The following is a 25,904-nucleotide window of genomic DNA, read 5'->3' on the forward strand; positions in this document are numbered from 1 at the left end:
AATATCCATTTAGACTAATTTAGTAGCTACAGAAAATCGATACATCTTAATACTGACCCTAATTAGGTCTTTATTCCCTTTATAATATGGGTATACTTATCTCTTTGTGAGCAACATTAAAAATTACTAAATCGCCATCAATAAAACTAAAAAAGCCAGCTCAATTGAGCTGGCTTCATCTTTTTCATATATTTTTTCTTATGCTGAAATAGACATATTTCTAATGTTCATTAGGTATGTTTTTGGTGTACAGTTGTACTTATTTCTAAATATTTTAGAAAAATAGCTTCTACTGGTAAAGCCTATAGAATATACTATTTCAGAAATATTCATATCAGAAGTCTTAATTAGTTCTTCAGCTAGAATTAAACGTTCATTTCTAATAAAGTTTGTTACCGTAGTACCCTCCATTACTTTAAAACCTTCTTGAAGCTTCGTTGGAGATAGACCATATTCCTTACTTAAATCGGTTACCGTATAGGGGTATTCAGGTTTTCTCTTTATTGCATTTACCGCCTCTTCTATTCTCAGAAGTTCTTTTTTGGTCAACATGGTCGAAACTTGACCTTCGTTCTCCATATCTTCCTTGCAATGTAAAATCTCTAAAGCCAGGGTAAAGTTTACGATACCCTCAATAAGAAGCTTTCTCACCAAACCTACTTGGGTAATAGCTCTTATCTGCAAAAGTTGTTCTTTAATCTTTAAGTTAAATGTACCTATGTGTGCATTTCCATCTTCACTAAGGAACGTAGCGAACAATTGCTCGTATAACTTTTGATTGTTATTGTTTGGTGCATCACCATCTTGGGTTACCTTAATTATAGATAAGTTAGACTTGGTAGCCTCTCTTAATTTTATATTGATCGTTTCATTAGACCCACCTACTACAACAGTTTGTAATGCCTCTACTTTCTGAGACTCCTTACCTTTTGTAAATCTAAAGTTACCTTCTAAACAGTAAATAAAATATAAACTACGATTTTGATCTAGTTTTAAATCGAAATTGAAATCTTGGTTCAAGTCCATATCATATTCGCTGTAAGATATTCCAGATCCTAAAGAAACAGTTTGTATTCTACCGGTTCCTTTATCATTATCATACTGAAGTATACGATCGCCTTGAAAGCTAGAAATACTTCCGCCTAAAACATTATTGAAATAACTTAATTGATTATGAACTATTTGCATGATATATTATTTTGAAGGTTATTATTTAATGCAGCCTCTTGTGCCTCAAAAGCATCTGATGAACCAGGAGTGCTACCTTTTACATTTGACGTTTGGTCATAAGAACTTTTTCGTCTTACGTTACCTACTCTAGCATATTGAAAATTATTCATAGGGACTTGCATTTCTTGTTGTTACAAAGATGCAGCCAATGAAGGGTAAATCTGTTACATGATTTTTAGAAGCTGTTACACAATTTTAAGAAAGAGGGGTTTATGTAACTAATGGAAGACATTTAGAGCAATGTAGGAAGATAAACGGTAAACTCTGCCCCTTTATTGATTTCACCCTCAGCGTGTATGACTCCATTATGAGATTGCACTATTTTTTTACAAATGGACAGTCCTAAACCCGTACCGGTAAATTCGGTTTTACCATGTAGGCGTTGAAAAATCTCGAAAATTTTCTCTTGATACTTTTTATCAAATCCGATACCATTATCTATAAACTGTAATTTCACATAGTTTATGCTTGGTAGCAGACTTTTTACATTGGCATTTTTACCACTAATTATACTGCTGATGATTTTTATATGTGGTTGCACACCTTCATGCACGTACTTTAAGGAATTGCCGATAAGGTTAGAGAATAGTTGTTCCAATTGAAATTGGATACCGTTAACCACTGGTAAGTTTTCTGCATCTATTTTAGCGTCCAATTCACTTATGCGTTCACCAAGGTCATCTAAAATATTATTTAAAACATCATTAAGATCTACACGTTTGGGTTGCTCATTGACCTCATCAATTTTAGAGTACGACAACAGATTACTTATTAAATTGCGCATTCTATCGGATGAGTATTTAATCTTATCCAAATATCCTTGCGAACGTTTATTTAATCGACCCGCTTCTTCCTCATCTAAGCGACTAACGAACATTTGAATCTTACGTAAGGGTTCTTGTAAATCGTGACTTGCAACTCTGTTAAAAGCTTCTAAATCGGCATTGGTTCGCTTTAATTCGGCATTTTTAATTTGAAGTATCGATTCTGATTCTATTTGATTGGTAACATCCCTAATAACGCCAACCATGTACCAATTACCTTCTTTTTGATAACACTCGCCAATGGTATTCATATACCTAAGCTCGTTAGACTTGGTATACACCCTAAACACAAGATCAGATTTTGTCTTCAGCCTCTTGGCTTCTTTAAAGCTAAATTTTACCTTTTCTATATCATTTGGATGAAGAAAGGATAACAAACGATCATACTTGTCATCGAACTCATTCGGCTCATAACCGAACAGTCTATAAACATTATCAGAATACTTTATTTGTTCTTTTGCTAAATTCCATCTAAAACTTCCGATATGAGCTACATGTTCTGCTTCAGAAAGTAATCTATTTTGAATGAACAATTCGTTCTCATATCTTTTCTCTTGGGTAACATCTTTCGAGAACAAGATTACGCCCTCATTCATTTTTACGGCACGTGTACTTAACCAATACGGCTCATCATTAAAAACGAATTCTTTGGTATACTCTTTATTTTCGCCAGTATTATAGCATTCTACCAATATTTCCAATACTCCGTTGTCTGCGTTCTTTGGGTAGTATTCCAAAACGGTCATTCCAACTATTTTGCTAGCTTCTTCATTGGTAATTTCATCCATTCGATTATTCATATAGTCTATATGAAAATCAATAATTTCCTCTTGGTCATTAAATATTGGTTTTAAATAGCAAATAATACTGTCATTGCTATCTAACACCCTAATACCAAAAAGACTCGAAATCTCCAGTTCGCGCAATCTAGATTTTGCATCACCAATTGGTAACTTAGATTCTTTATCCTTTATATACTCCTGCTTTATTTCTGTTACAGTGACCAATAAACCTGCATTTAACGAACTTACCTCAACTTGATGGTCTAGGTTTTCATTCTCCTTTCCAGGAATTATAAAACTCTCCTTTTCATGCGTAGCAAAAACCTTGTTCGCCACAACCAGCAATTGATCACAATTAGCTAGTTGACTTAAGGTTATATTCTTAATATTTTTTATAGAACCAGAAAAAAAGGCATGCGCTTTCTTATTGGCATATTTAACTAGGTATTCTTTATTTTTTGAAGAAGGATCAATTTCTTGAACCACAAACAGCATAGCAACGTTGCAATTATCAACAATTTTCTCAAAAAAACTACCTGCTGCGCTGTCTATCATTATTTTATACTTTTACCACCCTAGGGTTAAGGCATTGCGAAGTAAGGGTTTATATTACGATTTGAATAGTGCTAAAACAAAAAAAGTTGCTCCTAACGAAGCAACTTTTTTATATAAAGTACATTGAAAACCTATATTTTCAATAAGAAATTTTCCTTTTTAAAATCGTTTAGGTGATATGCCCAATTCATTTTAACTACCTGTTTCAATGACTTTTTAAGTTCACTAAAACTTGAAGGTTTTTTAATATAAATATTTGCCCCTTTTTCAAAAGTTTCTTCAATATCTCTTTCTGCGGAAGAAGTGGAGTAAATAGCAACCAACAAATCTTTTAGATGTGGTGTGTTTCTAATGGCCTCTAAACACTCAAACCCATTCATAATAGGCATGTTCAAATCTAAAAACACCAAGTCTGGAGTGTTTTTTTCATCACTTAGCAAAAACTCCATACAGCTTTTACCATTTTCCAATTGATGTAAATCTGTATTAAGCTCTATCCCTTCTAACGCATCTGCAAAAAACTGTCTGTCGTCTTCGTCGTCGTCTACTAGGAGTATCTTTAATTTATCCATTTCACTTTTCATGTTTCTAGAGAAGAACCGTTCTTCTTACTTTTTTCTAAACTTCAAGTATTGGGTTATCGTCAAGCCCGTTACTTTTTTAAACTGATTCGATAAATGAGGTACACTGCTAAAATTCAAGTCATGAGCAATTTCGCTTAAACTTGCATTTTCTAAAAGTACTAACTCCTTCACTTTTTCAATGCGCACTAAGATATAAAAATTCTCAATTGAGGTAAATGTTTTACTAGAAAACAGATTTGATAGATATGGATAACTAAAACCCAATTTATTAGAAAGTAATTCTGATATTTTTACATTTCTAATATTACCATCATACACCATTTTCTTTATATATATCTTTATTTCCTCAACGAGATCCTTATTGTCGTTTGTTTGGATTTTTACTCCAAAGTCTTTAAGCTCTTTTGATATAGACTCAAGCTTTACTTTGCTTAAATCTTCAGGAAGCTTAATAGTACCATCTTTCAAAATTTCAAAATCAACTCCCGCTGCAACCATTGTTCTTCGAAATACTTCACTAACCATTTTTTCAGGGTCGACTATGAAACTATATTCCATTTAAAGACTACAATTAATTTGCAACATTTTAAGATGTAAAAATATTACTTAAATAAAATTTAACATAACAAAATACAATAAATATTGACCACTATTGAGCCATTTTACCAATTAATTATAATTGTAAGGTAAAGATTTCATTTTTTCGGTGCATTAGTAATGAATAACAGCCCTGCCGTTAAGCTTTTGTATAAATTAATGCGGTATATGCAGGTATGCTCATTTTGCCTGTTAACTGCTTTGCATCTGTCGTTTTATCTTTAATTTCCATATCGGTCACCTCCATATTTGAAAATGCATCATCATAGATATCGCTGGCTGCATTAATTTTTAAGGTAAAAGGTTCGTTCTCGTTTAAACCAATTCCATAATCTTCATATGCCTGATTACTAAAATTAAGAATGACCAATACCGGCTCTGTATTATCGTTGACATCAAAACGTTTGTATGCTAATATCTTGGTATTATTATTAACATGCAGAAATTCTATTTGCTGGCTTCTTAAACCTTTACCGCCCGAAATTTCACCTGTTCTTAATTTAATGATATCACTTATTAGCGTTTCAATACCACTATGCTTTTTTTCCTTATTCCAGTCTAAGCCTTCGGTATCTTTAAAATATTCATCTTCAATAAACTCTTGCCCTTGAAAAAGCATTGGTATGCCTGGCGCAGTTAATGTTAAAACCATCCCTAAAATGGCTCTTTTTTTAGCAAAATCGCTCTCTGCATCTCCAGGTTGTATTTCTTCCGGCACTCTTGCTTTTCCATTTGCCACTTCATCATGAGATTCTGTGTACACTACGCGGCTAAAGGCATCGTTACTGTACATATAACTTAGAGCACCTACAATTTTTTCTAAATCCCTACCGTCATCATGCGTATCTTCAATAACCTCCCTTACTGGATGCACAAAATTCATATCCCATTGAGAACCGTACAATAAACCATTATGTTCAACAGCATCGGTAACCCGGCTATCTCCCTTAAGATCTTCCGCAATGGTTAACACATGTGGGTACTTCTCCCTAAGCTCCATATTGATGTCTCTCATTAGAATATTCCCTTCTTCTATTTCGGTATCATACCCCATACCGCCACCTTCAAAGCGAATGTAAGAAGTGGCATCCATCCGCAATCCGTCACAATGATATTTTTCTATCCACATCAGCGCATTATCACGCAAATACTGTCGTACTTCTTCCCTACCATAATCGGGTCTGGTATCGCCCCAAGGGGTATCACTTCTATGGTCATTGTAAAAATAAATTCCGCCTTTATCATTTTCGCTCCAGCCATCAAACTGCCACAGATCAACATCTGACGGACCGAAGTGATTATACACCACATCCATTATTACCGCTATACCTTTCTTATGAGCCAGGTTCACCAGTTTGGCAAATGCTTCGGGACCACCATAATCTTGTTCAATTGCAAAGGGATGAGCTGGATTGTACCCCCACGATATACCACCAGCGAATTCAGCAACCGGCAATAATTCAATACAGTTAATACCTAAATTTTTTAAGTAATCCAGCTTTTCAATTACATCATCGAAAGTACCAACGGCCTCTGGCGAAGACCTATTAAAAGTACCTACATGCAACTCATATATTACCAATTGATTCCAACTGGGCATTTTAAAATCATCATCATCCCAATCAAAATCTAATGTTCGTATAACGGAATTCCCATTACTATTGGTTACCTCAAAAGCGTAAGGATCATTTCTAGGCAAAAGACTGCCTTCATGTTCAATAAAATATTTGTATTCATCACCTGGTGATGCCATATCGGTTTCTACAGACCAATAACCATTTTCTTCTAACTCAAGAGGAATTTCACTTTCTGACCAGTTGTTAAAGCTCCCTGCCACAAAGACCTTTTCTGCATTAGGCGCCCATACTCTAAAGGTTACGGTGCCATCACTTACAATAGCACCCATACCTGCCGATTTTGTTATAGTAGTATTCATATGCCAAAAATAGATGGCAATACCCACTAGTGCTAACCTGAAAAGGATATGCTTTAACCCAATAAAATTTATTTAGAATTTTACACGAACACCTCTAACGTACTGGTATTCTAAAGTTTACCGAAAAACCAATCGATATTAAACTTTTAAAAAGTAAGCCTATTTTATTTTTCCTTAGGAATAATTACGGTAAATACCGAGCCTTTGTTCAGCTCTCCAGTAGCACTTATAAACCCAGAGTGATTTTTTACGATCTTTTTTACGATTGCCAAACCTATACCGGTACCAACATATTCCTGCTTTGTGTGTAATCGCTGGAAAACCTCAAATATTTTTTTTGAAAAATGCTCCTCAAATCCGATACCGTTATCGGTAATGGTAATTTTCACATATTCTTTTTTATTGATCAAGCTACTATCAAAAGTTTTTGCATTGGTAATTATTTCCGTTTCAATAGTCACTACTGGCGGAACATCGCTTCTGGAATACTTTACGGCATTAGATAAGAGATTATACATCAGTTGACGGAATTGAAAAGGCACCACTTCTAGTTCACGTGATTGTTGCAATGTAATTTTACCGTCTTTCTTCTTAAGCTCTTCACTTAAATCACCTTTAACGTCGTCAACCAAATTTTGTAAATCGATGACCTCAAAAACCCTCTCTTCGGTATCTGTTCTGGAATATGACAACAAATCATTAATAAGCGACTGCATTCTATTGGCCGCCGATTGTATTTTCTCAAACTTTACCTTACCAGAATCTGATAGCTTATCATATTCCTTATCTAACAGAATTTCGGAAAACATTTGAATTTTACGTAGCGGTTCTTGAAGATCATGACTAGAGATATAGGCAAAAGATTGCAACTCTTTATTCATAGCCTCTAGCTTCGTATTACTGTTCGCTAACTCTTTGGTTCGAAGATTTACCTCCTTTTTCATATGATCGGCAAACGATTTCTGCTTATCAATATTTGTTCCGGTTCCTATAAAACCAACCATTTCGCCCTCTTCAAATTTAGGTACACCAAGTACCTTAAACCATTCAAATTTTCCAGTAGCGGCATTTTTAACACGATACTCCAATGCAAATTCAGATTGCTTTTCTGCTGCATTTGCAAATCCCGCACTAACGACATCAATATCATCTGCATGTACAACCTGTTTCCAAACATGACCTGTAAAATCTTCCTCTTTTTGAAAACCTATATAATCTAATAGTGCACGATTGGCATATTCAACATTGATATCCTTATCGGTTATCCAGATCCATACCGGTGATAAATTTGCAAGTTCCCTGAATCTTCTCTCACTTTCCTTTAATCTCCTTTCAGACAATACTGCCTCTGTAGTATCGGTTACGACAACCAAAACCCCAGAAACACCACCATCTTCATTTTTAACAGGACTGTAACTAAACGTCCAATAGACATCTTCAATCCTACCATTCCTATATATGGGAATCAATAAGTTCTCTCGCCAAATAGACTCGCCTTTTTCGGTCACCACCTTGAGCATTGGCTCTATTTCTTCCCAAATTTCAGCCCAAGCCTGTTTACCGTTTAGTCCAAGTATTTTTGGGTGCTTGCCATCATTACCTAGAATTGGTCGATAAGCATCATTATAAAAACTTTTTAATGTCTTTCCCCAAAATAGAAACATTGGGAATGGAGAATTCAATATAATATTAACGGTAGTCCTTAAACTTTGAGGCCAACCATCTGGCTCACCTAATGGTGTCAAAGACCAATCTTTTTCTCGCATTAACCTGCCCATCTCGCCACCATCATCAAGAAAATGGAATTTTTTGTTCATAAGGATTGTAAAGTTGAAGATTCTAAATTAAGGGTTCACAAGCTATTTCTAAACTTTATTTTAAAAAAACTAATTAGAATAGTTTATTAAAACCCGTATCTACAAATTAAATAATAATTAGAGAATAGTTTTAACTCAATAAAATAGAATTGCTCTTTAAAAAAAATCGCAGTAGTATTTAGAAAAGGAAAGGAATCATTCAATTCTTGTTCACAAACACAAAATTGAACGATTTAAAAAATGCCGATTTTTACTCAAAAACAAGTAAAAAACCCTTCAAAATAGTCAAATAAATCATAAAACGTGTCAAATTCTTGCATTTTAACTGAATTTTACTATGTTACCCTTTAACCCAAAAGTATTCTATGCGACAATTAAAGATCACAAAACAAATTACGAACCGAGATGCCAAATCATTAGAAAAATATTTTCAGGAAATCAGCAAGATCGATTTGATCACTGCTGACGAGGAAGTAGAATTGGCACGTAAAATTCGTGAGGGTGATCAAAAGGCATTGGATAAATTGGTAAGTGCGAATCTTAGATTCGTAGTATCTGCAGCCAAACAATACCAAAATAGAGGACTACGCCTTACCGACCTTATTAACGAAGGAAATTTAGGACTGGTTAAAGCAGCAAAACGTTTTGACGAAACCAGAGGTTTTAAGTTCATCTCTTACGCCGTATGGTGGATCCGCCAATCTATTTTACAAGCGCTTTCTAAAAAATCGCGTATGATTCGCATACCTCAGAACAAAATTGCGGTCAATTCAAAAATCTATCAGGTATATTCAACTTTAGAGCAAGAAAACGAAAGATCACCAAGTGCCGCAGAAATTGCAAAAGAATTGGACATGAGTGTTTCAAAGGTGAAAAATTCCATGAAAAACTCGGGCAAATCCATTTCATTAGACGCCCCTTTTAAAGAAGGCGAATCTTCTAACCTATATAATGTTATAGCGTCTAACACTTTAGACAAACCGGATAAGGAAGTTATGGCCGAATCTTTAGAAACCGATATCAACCAAGTATTGAATAAAATTCCTGAAAGACAGGGCGATGTTTTGCGCTTATTTTTTGGTCTTGGCAATCAACCTCCAATGAGTTTGGTTGAAATAGGCGAAGTTTTTGATGTCACTAGAGAGCGAGTACGCCAAATTAAAGATAAAGGCATTAAATCTTTACGCCGGGCATCCAATACCGAGGTATTACGAGCCTATCTATAATCTACAGCTAAAAAAAACAGCTAATAAACTCATATACAACCTATTATTAACACCCGTTAAAAATAGTATAACACAAGCTTAACATCGCTAATTTGTAATTGGCGATGCATATGCTATGTTACTATATAAAAAAAATTACTACATGAAATTAATCTACATTAAAAGAGAAAGCAATATCAAAGAATTATACCGAACCCGTACGGGACTAATGAAATCGAAAGTAACATCGATCACCAAGTACTTTATGGGAATACCAGTAAAAACAATACATACGTACAAACAAATTTATCAAGGGCGTAAGAATAACGCTATTGAGAAAATGCTATTTATATAATTTCAATAACAAATACATATTATCCATTTTTTAAACTGAATTCATGAAGATATTAGTAATAGGAGCCGGCAACATGGGATTGACTTATGCTGAAGGCATGTCCAAATCAAAATTACTTAAGAAAAGAAACATAATGGTGCTCGACACTTCCGAAGATAAATTGGAAGAGTTACGTGAGAACCCTCAGTTCGATGCTTTTGATGACCTTAAAAATTGTGCTCCACAGGCCGATATCATTTTTATAGCCGTTAAACCATATCATGCAGAAAGTGTGTTCTTAAAACTGAATCCGTTGGTTAAACCTGGCCAGATCGTTATTTCAATAATGGCAGGGGTTACTATGGAAACGATTCAAAACCTAACTGGCCTAACGAAAATAGTACGTGCCATGCCAAATTTACCGGCACAAATCGGTAAAGGGCTAACATCTTTTGTTGCTTCTAATGATGTAACAAGAATTGAACTATTGACAATTGAAAGTTTATTGGATACTACAGGAAAATCCATTCTGGTAAGTGATGAGAATTTTATCGATGCCTCTACAGGTATTTCAGGTAGTGGACCGGCTTATGTATTTTACTTTATGCAAAGTATGATGGAAGCTGCGTTAAAAATGGGCTTTACCCCAAGTGTATCGAAAGTTTTGGTAGCACAGACATTTACAGGGGCAATAGAGCTTTTTAACCAGAACGAGCTTTCGCCAAATTCTTGGATGGACAAAGTAGCTAGCAAAGGTGGCACCACACGTGCAGCATTAGATTCTATGGAAAATAATAATGTAGGAGAATTAATTAAAGAAGCCGCGTTCGCAGCATTTGAACGTGCAGTTGAACTTGGAAAAGAAAAAGTAAATGTATAAACAGAAAATAGTAATAAAGGTAGGCACCAACGTAATGACCAATAAGGACAATCGTATCGTGAGGCCGGTATTACGAAATTTGGTACAGCAAATAGCAGAATTATACGAACAGGATATTTTGACCGTGCTTGTTTCATCGGGTTCCGTTATTGCGGGGCGCGAAGTCTTAGGTGCATCAACTATTGAAAATGACACACAGCGTAGGCAGGTCTATTCCGCCATTGGGCAACCCAGAATGATGCGCTTATACTATAACATTTTTCATGATTATGGTATGAAATGTGCCCAGGTATTACCTACAAAAAGAGATTTTACACCCGGTGTACACAGACAGAATATGATCAATTGCGTAGAAGGTTTATTGTCTGAAGGGGTTATACCCATTGCAAATGAAGATGATGCCGTATCGGTTACCATGAGTATGTTCTCAGACAACGATGAGCTCGCTAGTTTAATAGCGCAACTTATTGATGCTGATAAACTTATTATTCTAACGGATATTGACGGACTATATACGGGCAACCCTAACGCAGAGAGTAGTGATCTTATAGCACATGTAAATCCTGAAGAGAATTTAGATAAGTTTATTCAAGATAATAATAAAAAAGCCGGTGAAGGTCGTGGTGGTATGGGATCTAAATTAGATTACGCCCAACAGGCAGCAGCCAAAAACATACCAACATTCATCGCCAACGGTAAAAAAGACCGTACGATAATTGATATTATAGAAGGAAAAAATGTGGGTACAAAAGTAACCCTAGAAGATAAAGCAGAAGCATAATGAAGATAATTTCAACGGAAATAAAAAATAAGGTTTTAAATAGCATGATGCGACTTTTGGATGAAAACCGAAGTAGCATTCTCGATGCGAACAAAAAAGATCTAGACCTCTTTAAAAAGGATGATCAAGCCATGTACGATAGACTCATCGTCACCAATGCCAAAATTGATGGTATGATCGGTTCCATAAAAGAAGTAATGTCTCAAGAAGACCCTGTAGGTAAGACCATTTCTACCCAAAATTTGGAAAACGGATTGGATATCACCAATAAAACAGCTCCTTTTGGTACAATTATGATCATTTATGAATCAAGACCCGATGTAACAATTGAGGCTGCGGTTCTTGCTTTTAAAGCGAACAATAAAATTCTTTTAAAAGGTGGTAAAGAGGCATTGCATAGCAATACCGTTCTTGTTGATCTTTGGCACAAAGCTCTTGAAGAAAATGGACTATCAAAAGAGTACATTCAACAATTGAACATGAATAGAGAAGAAACGCAGGAATTCTTAAGAAATCCTACCGAAAAACTCGATTTAATTGTACCTAGAGGTGGTGAACGACTGATCAATTTTGTAAAGGAACATGCTAAATGTGCCGTTCTCGTTAGTGGTAGAGGTAACAACTTCTTGTTCGTAGACAAAGAAGCAGATTGGGAGAAAAGCGTAAAGGTCATCATGAATGCAAAAACCGAAAAAATATCGGCATGTAATGCATTGGATAAAATATTGATCAATTCCAATATTGAAAACTACGAACAGAAATTGACAGATATTTATCAGCTTTTAAATGCGAAAGGGGTAGAAACTTTGGTAGATGCCGATGTAAATAATATTCTAAAAGACGCCCAGCAAATAAAAGATGACGCTATTTGGAAAGAAGAGTTCCTTGCCATGAAATGTTGCTTAGGCTCGGTTGAATCTCTCGATGAAGCGGTCGAAAAAATAAACGATAATTCTGGAGGGCATTCAGCTACCATAATGACGTCTAATAAAGATACCGCCATACAATTTATGGAAGAGGTGGACTGTGCCGCAGTATATCAAAATGCATCTACGCGATTTACCGATGGTGGTCAAATGGGGGTTGGTGCAGAACTTGCAATTAGCACAGATAAGCTTCACCACCGCGGACCATTAGGTCTTAAACAATTGGTAACCAATAAATATTATATATTTGGTAACGGACAAATTCGTGAATAACAAATTAGGCTCCCCCAAAAAGTGAAATAATGTTCGAAACAATTGAAAATATAGACGGTGCATTGGTCTACCATGGCAATATGCACAACCGCATCTATTTCTCTGAAGCAGAAAATGTTAACTTAGATAATCTGCTTCAAAAAATGAAAGACCTAGCCAAAAAAAAGCGTTATGAGAAAATTCTTGGCAAGGCATCTGAAAAAGGCCTGAACGTTTTAAAGTCACAAGGTTTTATAGTGGAAGCCAAAATTCCTGGTCTTTACAATGGTAGCGTAGATGGGTATTTTCTCGCAGATTATACGAATGAAAAACGTCATGCTAATGATGAAAAAATCATGAAAACCATTGCAACGGTAAAGACGATTGCAGAAGCTGCCAATAAACCCAATACCGATTCACATTTTCTGATGCCCGAAAATTTGGATATTAAAGAGCTTTCTTCTGCAGATTTTCCTTTGCTTGAAGAGTTGCACCAAAAGGCTTATAAATATCACCCACATCAAATTAAAGATGCTGCATATTTTTCTAAATTGAAAAATTTGAACCATCAGTTTTATGGGCTTTTTCAGAATGGAGAATTGTTGGTATCGGCAATTCTAGCGGTAAATTCCAGCGAATCCAATGTTGAAATTGTTGATTTTGTTACACATCCGGATTATAGAGGACAGAACCTGTCTTATTTTTTGGTGCAGGACATTAAAAACAAAATGGATAAATTGGGCTGTAAAACCATTTATACAATGGTGAGGTCTACTTCATACGGGCTCAATATTACATTCAGTAAACATGGTTTTATATTGGCAGGAACCCTAATCAATAACTGTATAGTTAGAGATGCCATGGAAAGCATGAATGTTTGGTACTTTAAAAATGACCGATAACAACTATTTTCTTAGTGTATCGGCACTTTAGATTACTATAACATACTTCATATTTAAAAGTGTTGGTTTTGTACTCATCATTGTACAAAATCAACACTTTTTATGTATTGTCTCACTTTATGACAATAATCCTTTGTTTGTATTCAATTTTGTGCTTTATTTGAAAAACCATATAGATTTTTATCAATTTCACTTATGAAAGGCTCAAAAAATACGAATTACATTCCTAACCTTTCATATGATTGTGTCATTTTTGGTTTCAATGGCAAGACACTTAAAATTCTAATTCTTGAATACCACAACACTGGTTTGTTTGCCCTCCCAGGCGGATTTATAAAAAAAAATCAAAGTTTAAAAGACGCAGTCAACAAAGGTGTTGAAGACCGCACAGGATTAACGAATGTTTTCATGGATCAATTTCAAATCTTCGGAAAACTAGATAGGTCCGACCCTGCTGCTACGCGTCGTATTTTAGATGGAAATAATGAAGATCTAGAGAAAAATGAATGGATGATGGAGCGCTTTTTGACCGTTGGCCATTACGCACTGATCAATTATGAAGAGGTAGATCCAAAACCAGACCATCTTTCAGACAGCATTGGCTGGTACGACATTGATAATGTACCTCAATTAATGATGGATCATAATGAAATTGTGGAAAAAGCACTAGAAGTACTTCGTAACAACATTAGCGAGAAACTAATAGGAATGAATTTGTTGCCTCCAAAATTTACAATGAAACAATTACAACAGGTCTTTGAAGCCATATTAGACCAAAAGTTAAGACGCACAAGCTTTCAACGAAAAATGCTGTCCATGGATATTTTAGAGCGACATGAAAAACTTTTTGAAGGTAAGGCACACAAAGCTCCCTTTCTCTATAGTTTTAAACAATAACAACTAACATTTCAATTAATACAACAACAATGAAAATTTCAACTAACAACTTTTTTAAATGCTCCGTAATTGCCCTTTTTATGCTGGGGACGGTTACTACCTACGCCCAAAAGAAATTTGGCGGATTGGCACTATACACCGTTAGAGACGATATGGGTACCAATGCCAAAGCAACCTTACAAGCTGTATCTGATGCCGGATACAAAAATATTGAAGCGGCGGGTTATGAAGATGGTAAGTATTATGGTATGACTCCGGCTGATTTCAAGGGTTTATTAAAATCCTTAAAACTAAAGCCAATTAGCACGCATCAAAGTGCCGTTACCCTAGATAATGCTGATAAAATGATGGCAGATGCCAAGGCGGCAGGCTTTAAATATTTTGTAGTTCCTATTCCACCAATGGGCATGTTCACTTTTAACCAAGAGAATATGACCATGGGCATGACAGGTACCGTAGAAGACTTAGCAGCTATTTTAACTACCCTAGGTGAGAAAGCTAATAAAGCAGGATTGAAATTATTGTATCACAATCACGATTTTGAATTCAAAAAAAATGCAGAAGGTATAGTACCGATCGACTACTTATTAGAACATGTTGATCCAAAATTGTTAAACTTTCAAATGGATCTTTACTGGGTAACGAAAGCAGGTGCCAACCCAATTGCCTACTTCAACAAATACCCAGGTCGTTTTAAAATATGGCATGTTAAGGATATGGATGAACAAGGAAGATTTGCACCTGTAGGGCAAGGTTCTATCGGTTTCGAAAACATCCTCGATAACAAAGAACTTTCTGGCATGAAATACTATATGGTAGAACAAGACATGACTTTCGACGGACTAAAACCGTTGGAAGCTATCAAAATAAGTCACGACGGACTCAAAGAAATAGGGTTCAAATAATAAGTTTAAATACCAAACAACGGAGATTGCCCCAAAGAAATAATTTTCTTTGGGGCTTTCTTTTTTATGGAACATTATACCAATCATGAATAGCGCAAAAAGAAAGACCACCCAACAAAAACCTCCCCTATTGGGAGGGGACCAAAGGGGTGGGTGCTACGGGTGATGAAGATTGTATTCAAAATACTAACTCAAATGGACCCACCCCCAGCCCCTCCGAGGAGGGGAATAGTTTCTGACTATTATTAGACCTTTTAGATAAAACAGACGAAGTAGCTCTTATAAAAATGCCTCCCCAAAACAACCAACAAACCCGCAAACAAAACGAAAACCTCCCCTCTTGGGAGGGGATTGAGGGGTGGGTGTTACGGTGATGAAAATCACATTTAAAATGCTTCCCCTGGACAAACAACTTATAATACACGTAAGAACATTTTAATTATATTAGACGAAATCATTATTTTGAAAACAGAACACTCAGTACTTAATATATTCGCAATCAATAACGTAAATCTCCCCTCTCGGGAGGGGATTGAGGGGTGGGTGCTACGATGAGAAAAATAATACCATACCACCCATATTTAGTAGAACTGGCTAAAAAGCTAAGGAATAATATGACCTTAGGTGAAATTGCTCTGTGGCGGGAGATTAAAGGCAAAAAATTAGGACGGAAATTTAGCAGACAAATTCCTATTGACCAATATATCGTAGACTTTTATTGCAAAAATCTTCAACTCGCCATTGAAGTAGATGGAAGTATTCACTTTAAAGAAGGGCATCAAGAAAAAGATAGAATAAGGCAAGAACGTTTAGAATCTTTAGGTGTACATATGCTCAGGTTTTCAGATACTGATGTTAAGAATAATCTATCTAGTGTATTAGAAGAAATTAAAGGATATATTGAAGAATTAGAACAAGGAAGAACCCACCCCTAGCCCCTCCGAGGAGGGGAATAGTTTGTGACTTGAAACAAACTTTTTAAGATAAAACAGACGAAGTAACTCTTATAAAAACGCAACCCAAAAGCAACCAACAAACCCGCAAACAAAAACGAAAACCTCCCCTCTCAGGAGGGGATAGAGGGGTGGGTACTACGGGTGATGCAGATTGCATTGAACAATCTAACTCAAAAGGACCCACCCCTAGCCCCTCCGAGGAGGGGAATAGTTTCTGACCTGAAATTAATTTTTAGATAAAACAGACGAAGTAACTCTTATAAAAACGCAACCCAAAAGCAACCAACAAACCCGCAAACAAAACGAAAACCTCCCCTCTTGGGAGGGGACCAAAGGGGTGGGTGAATACTAACGCTGTTCTCACATATTCTAAAAATACTTCTCAAAATCAAATAGCTCACTTAAAAGATGCAGCAATATTTACCAAAACTTCGTTCGCTAGTGTTAAACTGTCTCCGCCAATACCAAAATCTTGTCTATTAATTTCAAAATCTGCTGATATAAGTATTCTATTTAAGTCACGCTCCATAGTTAATGGAATATGTATTTCCCGTTCTACATTTTTTATAATCAATTTAAACACCGTATCTAAAGACTTTCCGTTTTGGGCTTCACAGTAAAGCAATTCCAACGAGATTTCTGGATACTGTTCTATATCGAAATAATCATCATTTTTAAGGTGTTCATCCCTAAGGGAAATACCTGTGTGTATAGAAGCTACTTTTAACTTTCCGTTCAGTTTTTTGATACTACATTTCGATTGTTGTAATTCCATTTCTGCCTTTACCTCATCAAAATATCCGTTTACCCAAAATCCTGCATTCTTAACCTTAAAATTTACAGTGGCTTCTTCCAGCACCAGTTTTTGTGCAATAGCGGTACCACTACATAGAACAATAAATATCAATGTAAAATAGCAGCTTTTCATAGACTGTTGACGTAGGCAATTAATGCTTGTTTATTTTCGGTAGAAAGTTCTAACCCAAATGGATGGCCTTCTACTTTTTGACTTGTATTAAAAGTTGCGTTATACCCTGTGCGTTCAAAATCATCCTGTAAACGCTCTTTGCTCAGCAGTTCTTCTAAACTGGTAATACTACCATCATGTAGCAAGGCCTGCCTATTCCAAACACCAATTAAAGATGGCACCTTGTAAAACCCTGTTCCACGCCTGGTACTCATTGCCAATTGCGGATCGGTACCTACAGATATATCAAAAATATCAAGCTCGCTTTTATATGATTTAGGAAACGTAAAACCATCTACCGGCAATAACATATTATTGGAAAAATATGGCGGAGCGTGGCAAGTAACACAACCTTCTTCAGCAAAAATACGCTGCCCTTTGTTCACCTGTTCTTCGGGTTGTGAAATAGGACTTTTAGGTGCGTTCAAACTATAAATATACTTGGCAAGGGCATACAACTGTCCGTCGGAATATCGCCTACCCGCCTGCATCGGATTTTCTTGCTCATTGGGCCAAGGGCGCAGCATGTTGTATTTATTGTACTTGCTCATAAAATCGGTTTCTTCGTTAAATGTGGCATACAACATTAGATCTTCGATCGATCTATGGCGCATGAGCCCCGTATGATCCAAGTACTTCCTATCCTGTAAATTATATAGATCTGGTATACTGGCCGGTGTTCCAATATTTGTACCATGCCTATGTACTACACCGCTAGAGGCTCTATCAATATTCTCTATAAAATCTTCGGGAGACATATCCATTAATCGTTGCTGTGCCACAGATTTGATCCACGGTGCTCCAAATAGAAACATTTTATCTCCTAAGAGTCCCTGCATAATTTGTTCTTGAGGAACATTATGACTTCGAGCATTATCCAATAAACCTCTTAAATCTTCCGCATAATCGGGATCGAAAGGAAAATTGCCTTGTGCGCCTTTAATTATAGAACTATCGGGCATTACTTTAGTATGGCACATAACGCAAGAACGCCCTGTTATTAGTAACACCCCTTTTTCCGGAACTACCAATTTATAAAATGGAATAATACCGTCTTTACCAACCGGTAACTTTTCTTTATCGTGCAATAAAGTCAACCTTGTTAGAAAAGTGGAGTCTAAAGGGCGTAGCGATAAGCTATAATCAAAAACCAATTCTCCCGCTTTTACCCAATCTTCATTAGAGGTCAATTCATCTTCATTAAATACTACTTCTGGCTCTAATTGTGATAAGCTCTCATAATATCCCTCAGGTTCTCTTCCTGGTAGATAAACAGGGTAAGATTTATATATTTCTTGGGTTGCCAGTTTTTCATACTGATCTTCTGGCACGTAGTTTATTCTGATTGTACTATCTGCCAATGGCACATACACCCCTTCAAGATATTTTTTAATGTACGGTTTAGGAATATCGATAGTAACGGTCATAAAACCAAACAAGGTTGTTAGTGCTATACAAGTCAGTAGCACTCGATATAATGTTCTCATAATGTGATGGTTGAACTATTAATTTACGATTCATAGTAAAATTTTTAAATCAAAATTTCATGTATCGTTCAGAAAACATTGCAGATGGTAGAAAAAGCCAATTTTTCGGTAAAGTAATTTGTTCAAGAATCGGGTGATGAAGGTTTTATTCAAAATTCTAACTCAAAAGGACCCACCCCTAGCCCCTCCGAGGAGGGGAACAGTTTGTGACTATTATTAGACCTTTTAGATAAAAACAGACGAAGTAGCTCTTATAAAAACACAACTCCCAAAGCAACCAACAAACCCACTAACAAAAACGAAAACCTCCCCTCTTGGGAGGGGACCAAAGGGGTGGGTGCTATGGGTGATGAAGATTGCATTCAAAAATCTAACTCAAAAGGACCCACCCCTAGCCCCTACGAGGAGGGGAATAGTTTCTGACTATTATTAGACCTTTTAGATAAAACAGACGAAATAACTCTTATAACAACGCCACCCCAAAGTAACCAGCAAACCCGCAACCAAAACGAAAACCTCCCCTCTTGGGAGGGGACCAAAGGGGTGGGTGCTACGAGTGATGCAGATAACTTTGAACATTCTAAATCAAAAGGACCCACCCCTAGCCCCTACGAGGAGGGGAATAGTTTGTGACTATTATTAGACCTTTTAGACAAAACAGACGAAATAACTCTTTTAAAAACGCAACTCCCCAACAACCAACAAACCCGCAAACAAAACGAAAACCTCCCCTCTTGGGAGGGGACCAAAGGGGTGGGTGTTATGGGTGATGAAGGTTTAATTACACACGCTAACTCAAAAGGACCCACCCCTAGCCCCTCCGAGGAGGGGAATAGTTTCTGACTATTATTAGACCTTTTAGATAAAACAGACGAAGTAACTCTTATAAAAGCGAATCTCCCCAACTACCAACAAACCTGCAACCAAAAACGAAAACCTCCTCTCTTGGGAGGGGACCAAAGGGGTGGGTGCTACAGGTGATGAAGGTTTCATTACACACGCTAACTCAAAAGGACCCACCCCTAGCCCCTCCGAGGAGGGGAATAGTTTCTGACTTAAAATAAACCTTGTAGATAAAACAGACGAAGTAACTCTTATAAAAGCGAATCTCCCCAACAACCAACAAACCCGCAATCAAAAACGCAACTCTCCCCTCTTGGGAGGGGACCAAAGGGGTGGGTGCTACGGTGTACTCGTTTTAACTACAAACGCAGCTCGTTATAGTCTCTTTACACCCCATATATTTTTCTGACAGTTTTACGGAAACCCGTAAGAAAATATACCGTAACTTCTTTATATTGCATTAGCAAACAAAGTACACTCCCCCTACTACTTTAATATAAATAAATTAAAAAATAGCAAATAATGAGTGGATCAGGAGGAGGCGGTTATGTACCCCCACAAAGAACAAAATTTGATTGTGAGACAAGTATTATTGTTTCAACAGTTTCTTCAATTAATTTAACTATCCTTGAAAAACACAATGTAGGTCAAATTCTTTTTTTAATGATTGGAGAGAATGAAGAGTTATTAATTGAAGATGGTGACGGTGAAATTCTAGGTGCTATACTTCATTCCAACACCTCCGACATAATAAATTGCATGAAACAAGGTGCTACCTACCAGGCCGAAATTACAACAATAAATTCTCCAACTTGTAAAGTGAAAATTAGCAGAAATTAAATATGATAAATGTTATTGGGGGTACGTATAGAGAAATTGATTATGATGATATTTCGTTAGAATTATTTGGTTCTGGATTCAGGTGTTCAAAATTTTTATTAGAAAACGATTGCAATGTGCAATTCTTTACTAGTGGAAATAGCGAAACACTAACTTTTCTAAAAGAAAATCAAAAAGTATATAAAAAATTTAAAATTAAATTTAATAAATACAATGAACTAATTACATTTAAATACAGTTTTGCTTTAGACCAGCCCGATATTTATCCCAACCCTCTAAGGATTACCAAAACCAATAACATTAATGTTAACAGTATAAACGTTATAGCATATGGAATGCTAGAAACCGAGTTTAATATTATTGCAGAAAAAGTAGTTTATGACCCTCAAACTTCCTTAAAACCGACTAAATACAGTGATTTTGGAAAAGCAAATGAACTTGTTTATATAATAAATTTAAATGAGGCATATTCTCTAGCTTCTAGTAAGAATATTACAAATATTAAAACTTATTTTTTTGAATCAGAGGGTGCGAAGGCATTTATAATAAAAAATGGTCCTTTTGGAGCTACTTTATATTACGGTGAAAACGAATATAATATACCGGCTTATGTAACTGAAAATGTAAGTAAAATTGGTTCTGGTGATATTTTTACTTCAAGCTTTGGCTATTATTGGATGGAAAAAAATCTCTCACTTGAAGAATCAGCGATAAATGCTTCTAAATCTACCTCACTTTACTGTGATAAAAAAGCTTATGTAGATTGCTCAAGACAAACAAAATTTAAATATAAGGAATTCAACTACATAGATTTAACTAAAAAACAGGTTTATTTAGCCTCTCCTTTTTTTTCAATAGCAGAATTAATTCTAATTGACAAAATACGTTCTGCATTTTTAGCTTTTGGCGTTAAGGTTTTCTCGCCATTTCATGATATAGGTTTCGGTAATGATATATCAACTGCTAAAAAAGATATAAAAGGTATTGAGGATTCTGATATTATCTTTTGTGTTTTTGATAATTTAGACTCGGGTACCTTAATAGAATCAGGATATTCTTTATCCAAAGAAAAAAAATAATCGGCTATCATAGAACCTGTGACGAAGCTAATTTATTAATGTTAAAACCTGGTGATTTTGAATGTTATAAAAATTTAACAACAGCTATATATAAGACAATATGGAGTATGTAAAAAAAGCTGTATTATTGTCTGGCGGTATAGATTCAATTTGTTTAACATATGGAATCAAACCTGATATCGCATATACAGTTGATTATGGTCAAACAGTTTCTAAAAGAGAAATTTATGTTTCAAAATTTATTTGTAATAAATTGAACATAAAACATAAAACAATTAAAGTTGATTGTAAAAATTTAGGTTCTGGCACGTTAGCTAACTCAAAAACTTCGAGTATTTCTCCCTCTGAAGAGTGGTGGCCTTTTAGAAATCAACTTCTTGTAACACTTGCAGCTATGCAATCAATAAAAGACTCGGTGAATGAGATTTACCTAGCTTCAGTAAAGTCTGATAATTTTCACAAAGATGGTACAATAGATTTTTATAAATCAATAAATAATCTTGTATCATATCAAGAAGGAAACATTAAAATAATTTGTCCAACATTAGATTTCTATAGTCATCAACTTGTTATTAAATACAAAGTGCCAATTGAATTAATAACATTAGCCCATTCTTGTCATATTTCTAACTTAGCATGTGGAAAATGTTCTGGGTGCACAAAGCAATTAAGGGTCAGACACGAACTGAATATAGAATAATTTAAATTTGGATTTTTCTATCTTAAACTAGATAAAATCAATTTCAAATTAAAATAAACTATGTTTTATGTATTATATAAATTAACAATTGAATAATGGCAAAAAGTTTTGAAAAAGGAAAAGGTAAAGAACATTTAGACAAAGACTTCCTTGAAGAATTAAAACATAAGATCTGGTCTACAAAAGGAACTAGATTTACTGCTGATAGTCGACTAAAAACTATTGCAAAATACTCAACTTTAAGTATTAGTTTTCTTTCTGCTTATCTTGTGATTTTTGGATTAGTTTCTGTTTATAACTTGTTTAATCCTAACGTAATTAATCCAAATATAATAGCTTTCACAATTACCGCTTTATCAATTTTAGTTTTGGTTTTCTCCTTATTAGAAAACGCTCAAAATTACCCAGTAAAAGCTAAAAATTTTCACGATTGCGCTTTAGATTTAGCTGATTTATATAACGAACTGCAAAATTATAAGTCTTATGAGATAGATGCATCTGAAAATGATAAATTAGAATTTTGCAAAAACCTTCAAAAGGAATATCAAAACATTTTACGGCGATACGAAAATCATGACCCAATTGACAATAAATATTTTAGGATAAAACATCCTGATTACTATTCTATTAAATGGCATGAATGGATTAAAACACCTTTTATGTATTTTGTTAATACGAGATTAATATATTTAGCGATGATGCTAGTTCCCGGTATAATTTTATTTTTTCTAATAACTAATACCCATTAGTCGAAGGATTTTTCTAATTTTCTGACAAATTGGTAATTTGTCATCTAAGAAACGAGGAAGATTTTGGTGATTATCATTCTACATAACAATTTTTATTCAATAAGTACATATGATAAAGAACTTTAAATATGAGCAGAAACCTCTTTCTCTTAATATTTACCTTATTCTTCTTAGGTGCTTTCGCCCAAGACAGTTTCAACAAACTCCCAATAGCAGCAAAAATCAACTGCCCAATGCTATTAGTTGACGAACATATCATCGCCAATAAAAATATCATCACTTCAAAGGAAGATATTGAAGAAATAGGAGTAATAAAAGATAAACCTAGCCGCGAAACGCATTTTTATAATCTTACGGCAAACGGTATTCTGTTTGCTAAACTAAAAAAGGAAATACCCAATAAAACACAAGCTGAACTGAACATCTTTTTAGATTTGGACGAAAACAATCCAGTGTATGTAAACGGTTATTTATTGGAGCATAACACGTATACCATTGCTACAGAAAGCATTGCAGAAGTGGAACTGGTAGCCCCAAATAAAGAAAATAACTTAGCACAAACGGTCATCAATGTTTGGACATTAACTCAAGAAGAACGTGAAAATGGCTGTGCTTTATCCCAAATGGAGTAAATTAGTTGTTCACCTCATCATCAATCATCATGAAAACAACAATTATTCTTATCTCGTTTATTCTATTTACTACAACTCCACTACTTGCCCAGCAAAATGCATTTTTGGAAGATTCCATTGAACGCTTAGAGAACTCCCGCCAGTATATTCTGCTCGTGGCAGATATGATGCCCAAAGAAAAATACGATTATAAAGTAACGCCCGAATCTTTAAGTTTTTCCGAGAATTTAATGCATATTGGCTTCGCGCTAGATTGGCATAGCCAGTCGCTCTTAGGGGGTCGTGATGCTCGCGTGTACCAAACCGATACCGTTTTTAAACCCGCCCATAAAACCAAAGCGGAAATGATGGCGCGTATAGACCAAACCTTTACCGAGGCCATTACCCTTTTACAAGATTTTGACCCTAAAGCCTTAGATGATCATTTAGATTATTTTGGTCTAGACCGTTCCAAAAGGCAAATTTGCATGCTGTTGGCAGACCATATTACGCACCACAGAGGGCAAATGCTGGTTGCCATGCGCCTTAACGGGTTAACGCCACCAAGATATGTGCTTTATCAATAGAGCGAAGCCAGCAACTATTCTTGCTTCTTTTTATCGGTATTCATAATAGAAATTACAATACCTACCAGGGCAATACAAACACCGGCAAATACAGCGATCATTACAACACCATTGCTCCAGTTTACCAAGGGAAGATTCATTGTTATCATAGTTTGGTCATTTTAATTGCCGTAAATGTAATTTCTAGCGGCTGTTTATTCTATGACAATTGTCAGCTCACCGAAATAGACAATGTATTTGTACCTGGATTATCGCCTAAAGATTGTATGCCTTATTTGGGTTCTGTATTTTTATAGTTACAAATGATATTTGAAAATGGTAGATAAAATTAAATGTCCGAATTGTGCGCATGAGTTTGATGTTGAAGAGGCGCTTTCTGGCAAAATGCAGGCTCATTTTAAGGCTGAATACGAACGTAAAGTAGCAGAGCAGGCAGAGAAATTCAATAAAGAACGTAGAAAGCTTGAGCTTGAGGTAGAAGAGTTCGAAAAGAAGAAAGAAAAAGAGAACGAACTTTTTAAAGAGAAACTGGCACAACGCCTTGCTAAAGAGTCGGAGAAAATACAGAAGCAGACGAACGAATCTTTTGAGCAACAGCTACGTGCACTGCAACAAGAGAACGAAAAAAAGAAAGAGGAGAACAGGGCGCTGCGTGCACAAGAGATCGACCTTTTAAAGCGTGAGAACGAATTAAAGGAAAAAGCCGAAGAGCTTAAAATGAACGTGCAGAAAGAATTGTTGGAGAAACAATCTGTCATTGAAGAAAAAGCCAAGGCGAAAGAGCGCGAAGCCATGGCACTTAAAGAAAAGGAATACCAAAAACAGCTAGACGACCAAAAGAAGCTTATTGATGAAATGAAGCGTAAAGCTGAGCAAGGTTCTATGCAAATGCAGGGCGAAATACAAGAACTGGCATTAGAAGAATTGTTGCGCAGCACCTACCCCTTCGATACTATTGAGGAAGTGGGCAAGGGTATTCGTGGGGCGGACTGTATACAGACTGTGGTGAACTCGCTTCAGCAGACCTGCGGTTCTATAGTATACGAGAGTAAGCGTACCAAAAATTTCAGTAACGACTGGATCAATAAACTTAAACAAGACCAGATCAATTGCAAGGCAGATATTGCGGTGATCGTTACGGAAACTTTTCCGCCAGATATGGATCGTTTTGGTGAGAAAAACGGTGTTTGGATCTGCGGATTCAATGAAGTAAAAAGTGTATCGCTCGTATTGCGTGAGCTACTCTTAAAAACACAATCCATTAAATCTTCGGATGAAAATAAGGGCGAAAAAATGGAACTGCTGTACTCTTATTTAACCAGTAACGAGTTTGTGCAGAACATTAATAGAATTATTGAAAACTATGATTCTATGATCAAGCAATTGAACTACGAAAAGAAAGCCGCTTACAAGAATTTTGCGGTTCGCGAAAAGCAAATATGGGGCGTACAGGAGAATATAAACGTTCTTTTCGGCTCTATTAAAGGTATTGCCGGCAACTCCCTATCTACCTCTACTATCCTTGATTTACCGGATGCGGAGATAGACGATTAGTTTTTGGTTGTTGGTTGTTGGTTGTTGGTTGTTGGTTGTTGGTTGTTGGTTGTTGGTTGTTGGTAAAATAATGAATTTCACTTTGCGCTATGCACAAAGCCCTTAATAAATTATGCACTAAGCG

At 35.7% G+C, this 25,904-nt stretch carries 26 protein-coding genes; 16 read left to right on the plus strand and 10 right to left on the minus strand.

Annotated features, from left to right (window positions below; genetic code table 11):
• Positions 1–198 precede the first annotated feature (198 nt).
• The 7 genes from DCS95_RS12030 to DCS95_RS12055 all read right to left on the minus strand — a co-directional run bounded on the left by DCS95_RS12030 (position 199) and on the right by DCS95_RS12055 (position 8,325).
• Positions 199–1,188: a helix-turn-helix transcriptional regulator gene (locus DCS95_RS12030; RefSeq protein ID WP_116771048.1), complete on the minus strand. Its 990-nt coding sequence runs from the start codon at positions 1,186–1,188 to the stop codon at positions 199–201.
• Positions 1,179–1,352: a hypothetical protein gene (locus DCS95_RS20260; RefSeq protein WP_164674185.1), complete on the minus strand. Its 174-nt coding sequence runs from the start codon at positions 1,350–1,352 to the stop codon at positions 1,179–1,181. Before DCS95_RS20260 ends, DCS95_RS12030 begins: the two co-directional genes overlap by 10 nt.
• 110 nt (positions 1,353–1,462) lie before the next feature.
• Positions 1,463–3,391 carry a PAS domain-containing sensor histidine kinase gene (locus tag DCS95_RS12035; protein ID WP_116771049.1) on the minus strand — a complete coding sequence of 643 codons (1,929 nt, stop codon included), beginning with the start codon at positions 3,389–3,391 and terminating at the stop codon, positions 1,463–1,465.
• A gap of 131 nt (positions 3,392–3,522) precedes the next feature.
• Positions 3,523–3,963, minus strand: coding sequence for a response regulator (locus DCS95_RS12040; RefSeq protein ID WP_116771703.1), 441 nt, complete (start codon positions 3,961–3,963; stop codon positions 3,523–3,525).
• Positions 3,964–3,999: 36 nt separating this feature from the next.
• Positions 4,000–4,500, minus strand: coding sequence for a helix-turn-helix domain-containing protein (locus DCS95_RS12045; RefSeq protein WP_164674186.1), 501 nt, complete (start codon positions 4,498–4,500; stop codon positions 4,000–4,002).
• A gap of 211 nt (positions 4,501–4,711) precedes the next feature.
• Complete coding sequence (locus tag DCS95_RS12050) at positions 4,712–6,508, minus strand: alpha-amylase family glycosyl hydrolase (RefSeq protein WP_116771704.1); 1,797 nt, start codon at positions 6,506–6,508, stop codon at positions 4,712–4,714.
• A 164-nt stretch (positions 6,509–6,672) separates the two neighbouring features.
• Positions 6,673–8,325 (minus strand): sensor histidine kinase, encoded by a 1,653-nt coding sequence (locus DCS95_RS12055; protein WP_116771051.1) that lies wholly within the window; start codon positions 8,323–8,325, stop codon positions 6,673–6,675.
• A gap of 365 nt (positions 8,326–8,690) precedes the next feature.
• Here DCS95_RS12055 and DCS95_RS12060 point away from each other — a divergent pair, with 365 nt between their 5' ends.
• From DCS95_RS12060 to DCS95_RS12100, 9 genes are all read left to right on the plus strand, one after another.
• A complete protein-coding gene (locus DCS95_RS12060) occupies positions 8,691–9,551 on the plus strand; it encodes a sigma-70 family RNA polymerase sigma factor (protein WP_116771052.1) in 861 nt (286 codons plus the stop codon).
• Positions 9,552–9,693: 142 nt separating this feature from the next.
• Positions 9,694–9,885: a hypothetical protein gene (locus DCS95_RS12065; protein WP_159302063.1), complete on the plus strand. Its 192-nt coding sequence runs from the start codon at positions 9,694–9,696 to the stop codon at positions 9,883–9,885.
• A 43-nt stretch (positions 9,886–9,928) separates the two neighbouring features.
• Positions 9,929–10,744 (plus strand): pyrroline-5-carboxylate reductase, encoded by an 816-nt coding sequence (gene proC, locus DCS95_RS12070; RefSeq protein ID WP_116771054.1) that lies wholly within the window; start codon positions 9,929–9,931, stop codon positions 10,742–10,744.
• Positions 10,737–11,525, plus strand: coding sequence for a glutamate 5-kinase (gene proB / locus DCS95_RS12075; protein ID WP_116771055.1), 789 nt, complete (start codon positions 10,737–10,739; stop codon positions 11,523–11,525). Before proC ends, proB begins: the two co-directional genes overlap by 8 nt.
• The gene (locus DCS95_RS12080; RefSeq protein ID WP_116771056.1) at positions 11,525–12,724 is read left to right on the plus strand and encodes a glutamate-5-semialdehyde dehydrogenase; all 1,200 of its coding nucleotides are present in this window, start codon (positions 11,525–11,527) and stop codon (positions 12,722–12,724) included. The genes proB and DCS95_RS12080 overlap by 1 nt, the downstream gene beginning before the upstream one ends.
• Positions 12,725–12,753: 29 nt before the next feature.
• Positions 12,754–13,605, plus strand: coding sequence for a putative beta-lysine N-acetyltransferase (ablB, locus tag DCS95_RS12085; RefSeq protein WP_116771057.1), 852 nt, complete (start codon positions 12,754–12,756; stop codon positions 13,603–13,605).
• Between the two features lie 195 nt (positions 13,606–13,800).
• Positions 13,801–14,502, plus strand: coding sequence for an NUDIX hydrolase (locus DCS95_RS12090; protein WP_116771058.1), 702 nt, complete (start codon positions 13,801–13,803; stop codon positions 14,500–14,502).
• Between the two features lie 29 nt (positions 14,503–14,531).
• Entirely contained in the window at positions 14,532–15,407 is an 876-nt protein-coding gene (locus tag DCS95_RS12095; RefSeq protein ID WP_116771059.1) for a sugar phosphate isomerase/epimerase family protein, read from the plus strand.
• A 551-nt stretch (positions 15,408–15,958) separates the two neighbouring features.
• Positions 15,959–16,342: an endonuclease domain-containing protein gene (locus tag DCS95_RS12100; protein ID WP_116771060.1), complete on the plus strand. Its 384-nt coding sequence runs from the start codon at positions 15,959–15,961 to the stop codon at positions 16,340–16,342.
• 418 nt (positions 16,343–16,760) lie between these two features.
• On the opposite strand, the gene DCS95_RS12105 is transcribed toward DCS95_RS12100, so the two are convergent.
• Positions 16,761–17,291 (minus strand): YceI family protein, encoded by a 531-nt coding sequence (locus DCS95_RS12105; RefSeq protein WP_116771061.1) that lies wholly within the window; start codon positions 17,289–17,291, stop codon positions 16,761–16,763.
• Positions 17,288–18,817, minus strand: a complete 1,530-nt coding sequence (locus tag DCS95_RS12110; RefSeq protein ID WP_164674187.1) for a hypothetical protein — start codon at positions 18,815–18,817, stop codon at positions 17,288–17,290. The genes DCS95_RS12105 and DCS95_RS12110 overlap by 4 nt, the downstream gene beginning before the upstream one ends.
• A 1,365-nt stretch (positions 18,818–20,182) precedes the next feature.
• On the opposite strand from DCS95_RS12110, the gene DCS95_RS12115 reads away from it, so the two are divergent.
• From DCS95_RS12115 to DCS95_RS12140, 6 genes are all read left to right on the plus strand, one after another.
• Positions 20,183–20,500: a hypothetical protein gene (locus tag DCS95_RS12115; protein ID WP_116771063.1), complete on the plus strand. Its 318-nt coding sequence runs from the start codon at positions 20,183–20,185 to the stop codon at positions 20,498–20,500.
• Between the two features lie 2 nt (positions 20,501–20,502).
• The gene (locus DCS95_RS12120) at positions 20,503–21,579 is read left to right on the plus strand and encodes a PfkB family carbohydrate kinase (RefSeq protein ID WP_116771064.1); all 1,077 of its coding nucleotides are present in this window, start codon (positions 20,503–20,505) and stop codon (positions 21,577–21,579) included.
• A 100-nt stretch (positions 21,580–21,679) separates the two neighbouring features.
• Positions 21,680–22,279: a 7-cyano-7-deazaguanine synthase gene (locus DCS95_RS12125; RefSeq protein ID WP_116771065.1), complete on the plus strand. Its 600-nt coding sequence runs from the start codon at positions 21,680–21,682 to the stop codon at positions 22,277–22,279.
• A gap of 95 nt (positions 22,280–22,374) precedes the next feature.
• Positions 22,375–23,028, plus strand: coding sequence for an SLATT domain-containing protein (locus tag DCS95_RS12130; RefSeq protein WP_091601718.1), 654 nt, complete (start codon positions 22,375–22,377; stop codon positions 23,026–23,028).
• A gap of 128 nt (positions 23,029–23,156) precedes the next feature.
• Positions 23,157–23,660, plus strand: coding sequence for a hypothetical protein (locus DCS95_RS12135; protein ID WP_116771066.1), 504 nt, complete (start codon positions 23,157–23,159; stop codon positions 23,658–23,660).
• Positions 23,661–23,689: 29 nt separating this feature from the next.
• Positions 23,690–24,226, plus strand: a complete 537-nt coding sequence (locus DCS95_RS12140) for a DinB family protein (RefSeq protein ID WP_116771067.1) — start codon at positions 23,690–23,692, stop codon at positions 24,224–24,226.
• Positions 24,227–24,240: 14 nt separating this feature from the next.
• Here the strand turns inward: DCS95_RS12140 and DCS95_RS20615 are convergent, their stop codons facing one another.
• Positions 24,241–24,375, minus strand: a complete 135-nt coding sequence (locus tag DCS95_RS20615) for a hypothetical protein (RefSeq protein WP_279629399.1) — start codon at positions 24,373–24,375, stop codon at positions 24,241–24,243.
• A 166-nt stretch (positions 24,376–24,541) separates the two neighbouring features.
• Here DCS95_RS20615 and DCS95_RS12145 point away from each other — a divergent pair, with 166 nt between their 5' ends.
• A complete protein-coding gene (locus tag DCS95_RS12145) occupies positions 24,542–25,780 on the plus strand; it encodes a DUF2130 domain-containing protein (protein ID WP_116771068.1) in 1,239 nt (412 codons plus the stop codon).
• The last annotated feature ends 124 nt before the right edge of the window (positions 25,781–25,904 follow it).

Source organism: Maribacter litoralis (assembly GCF_003075045.1).
Classification (GTDB): Bacteria; Bacteroidota; Bacteroidia; order Flavobacteriales; family Flavobacteriaceae; genus Maribacter; species Maribacter litoralis.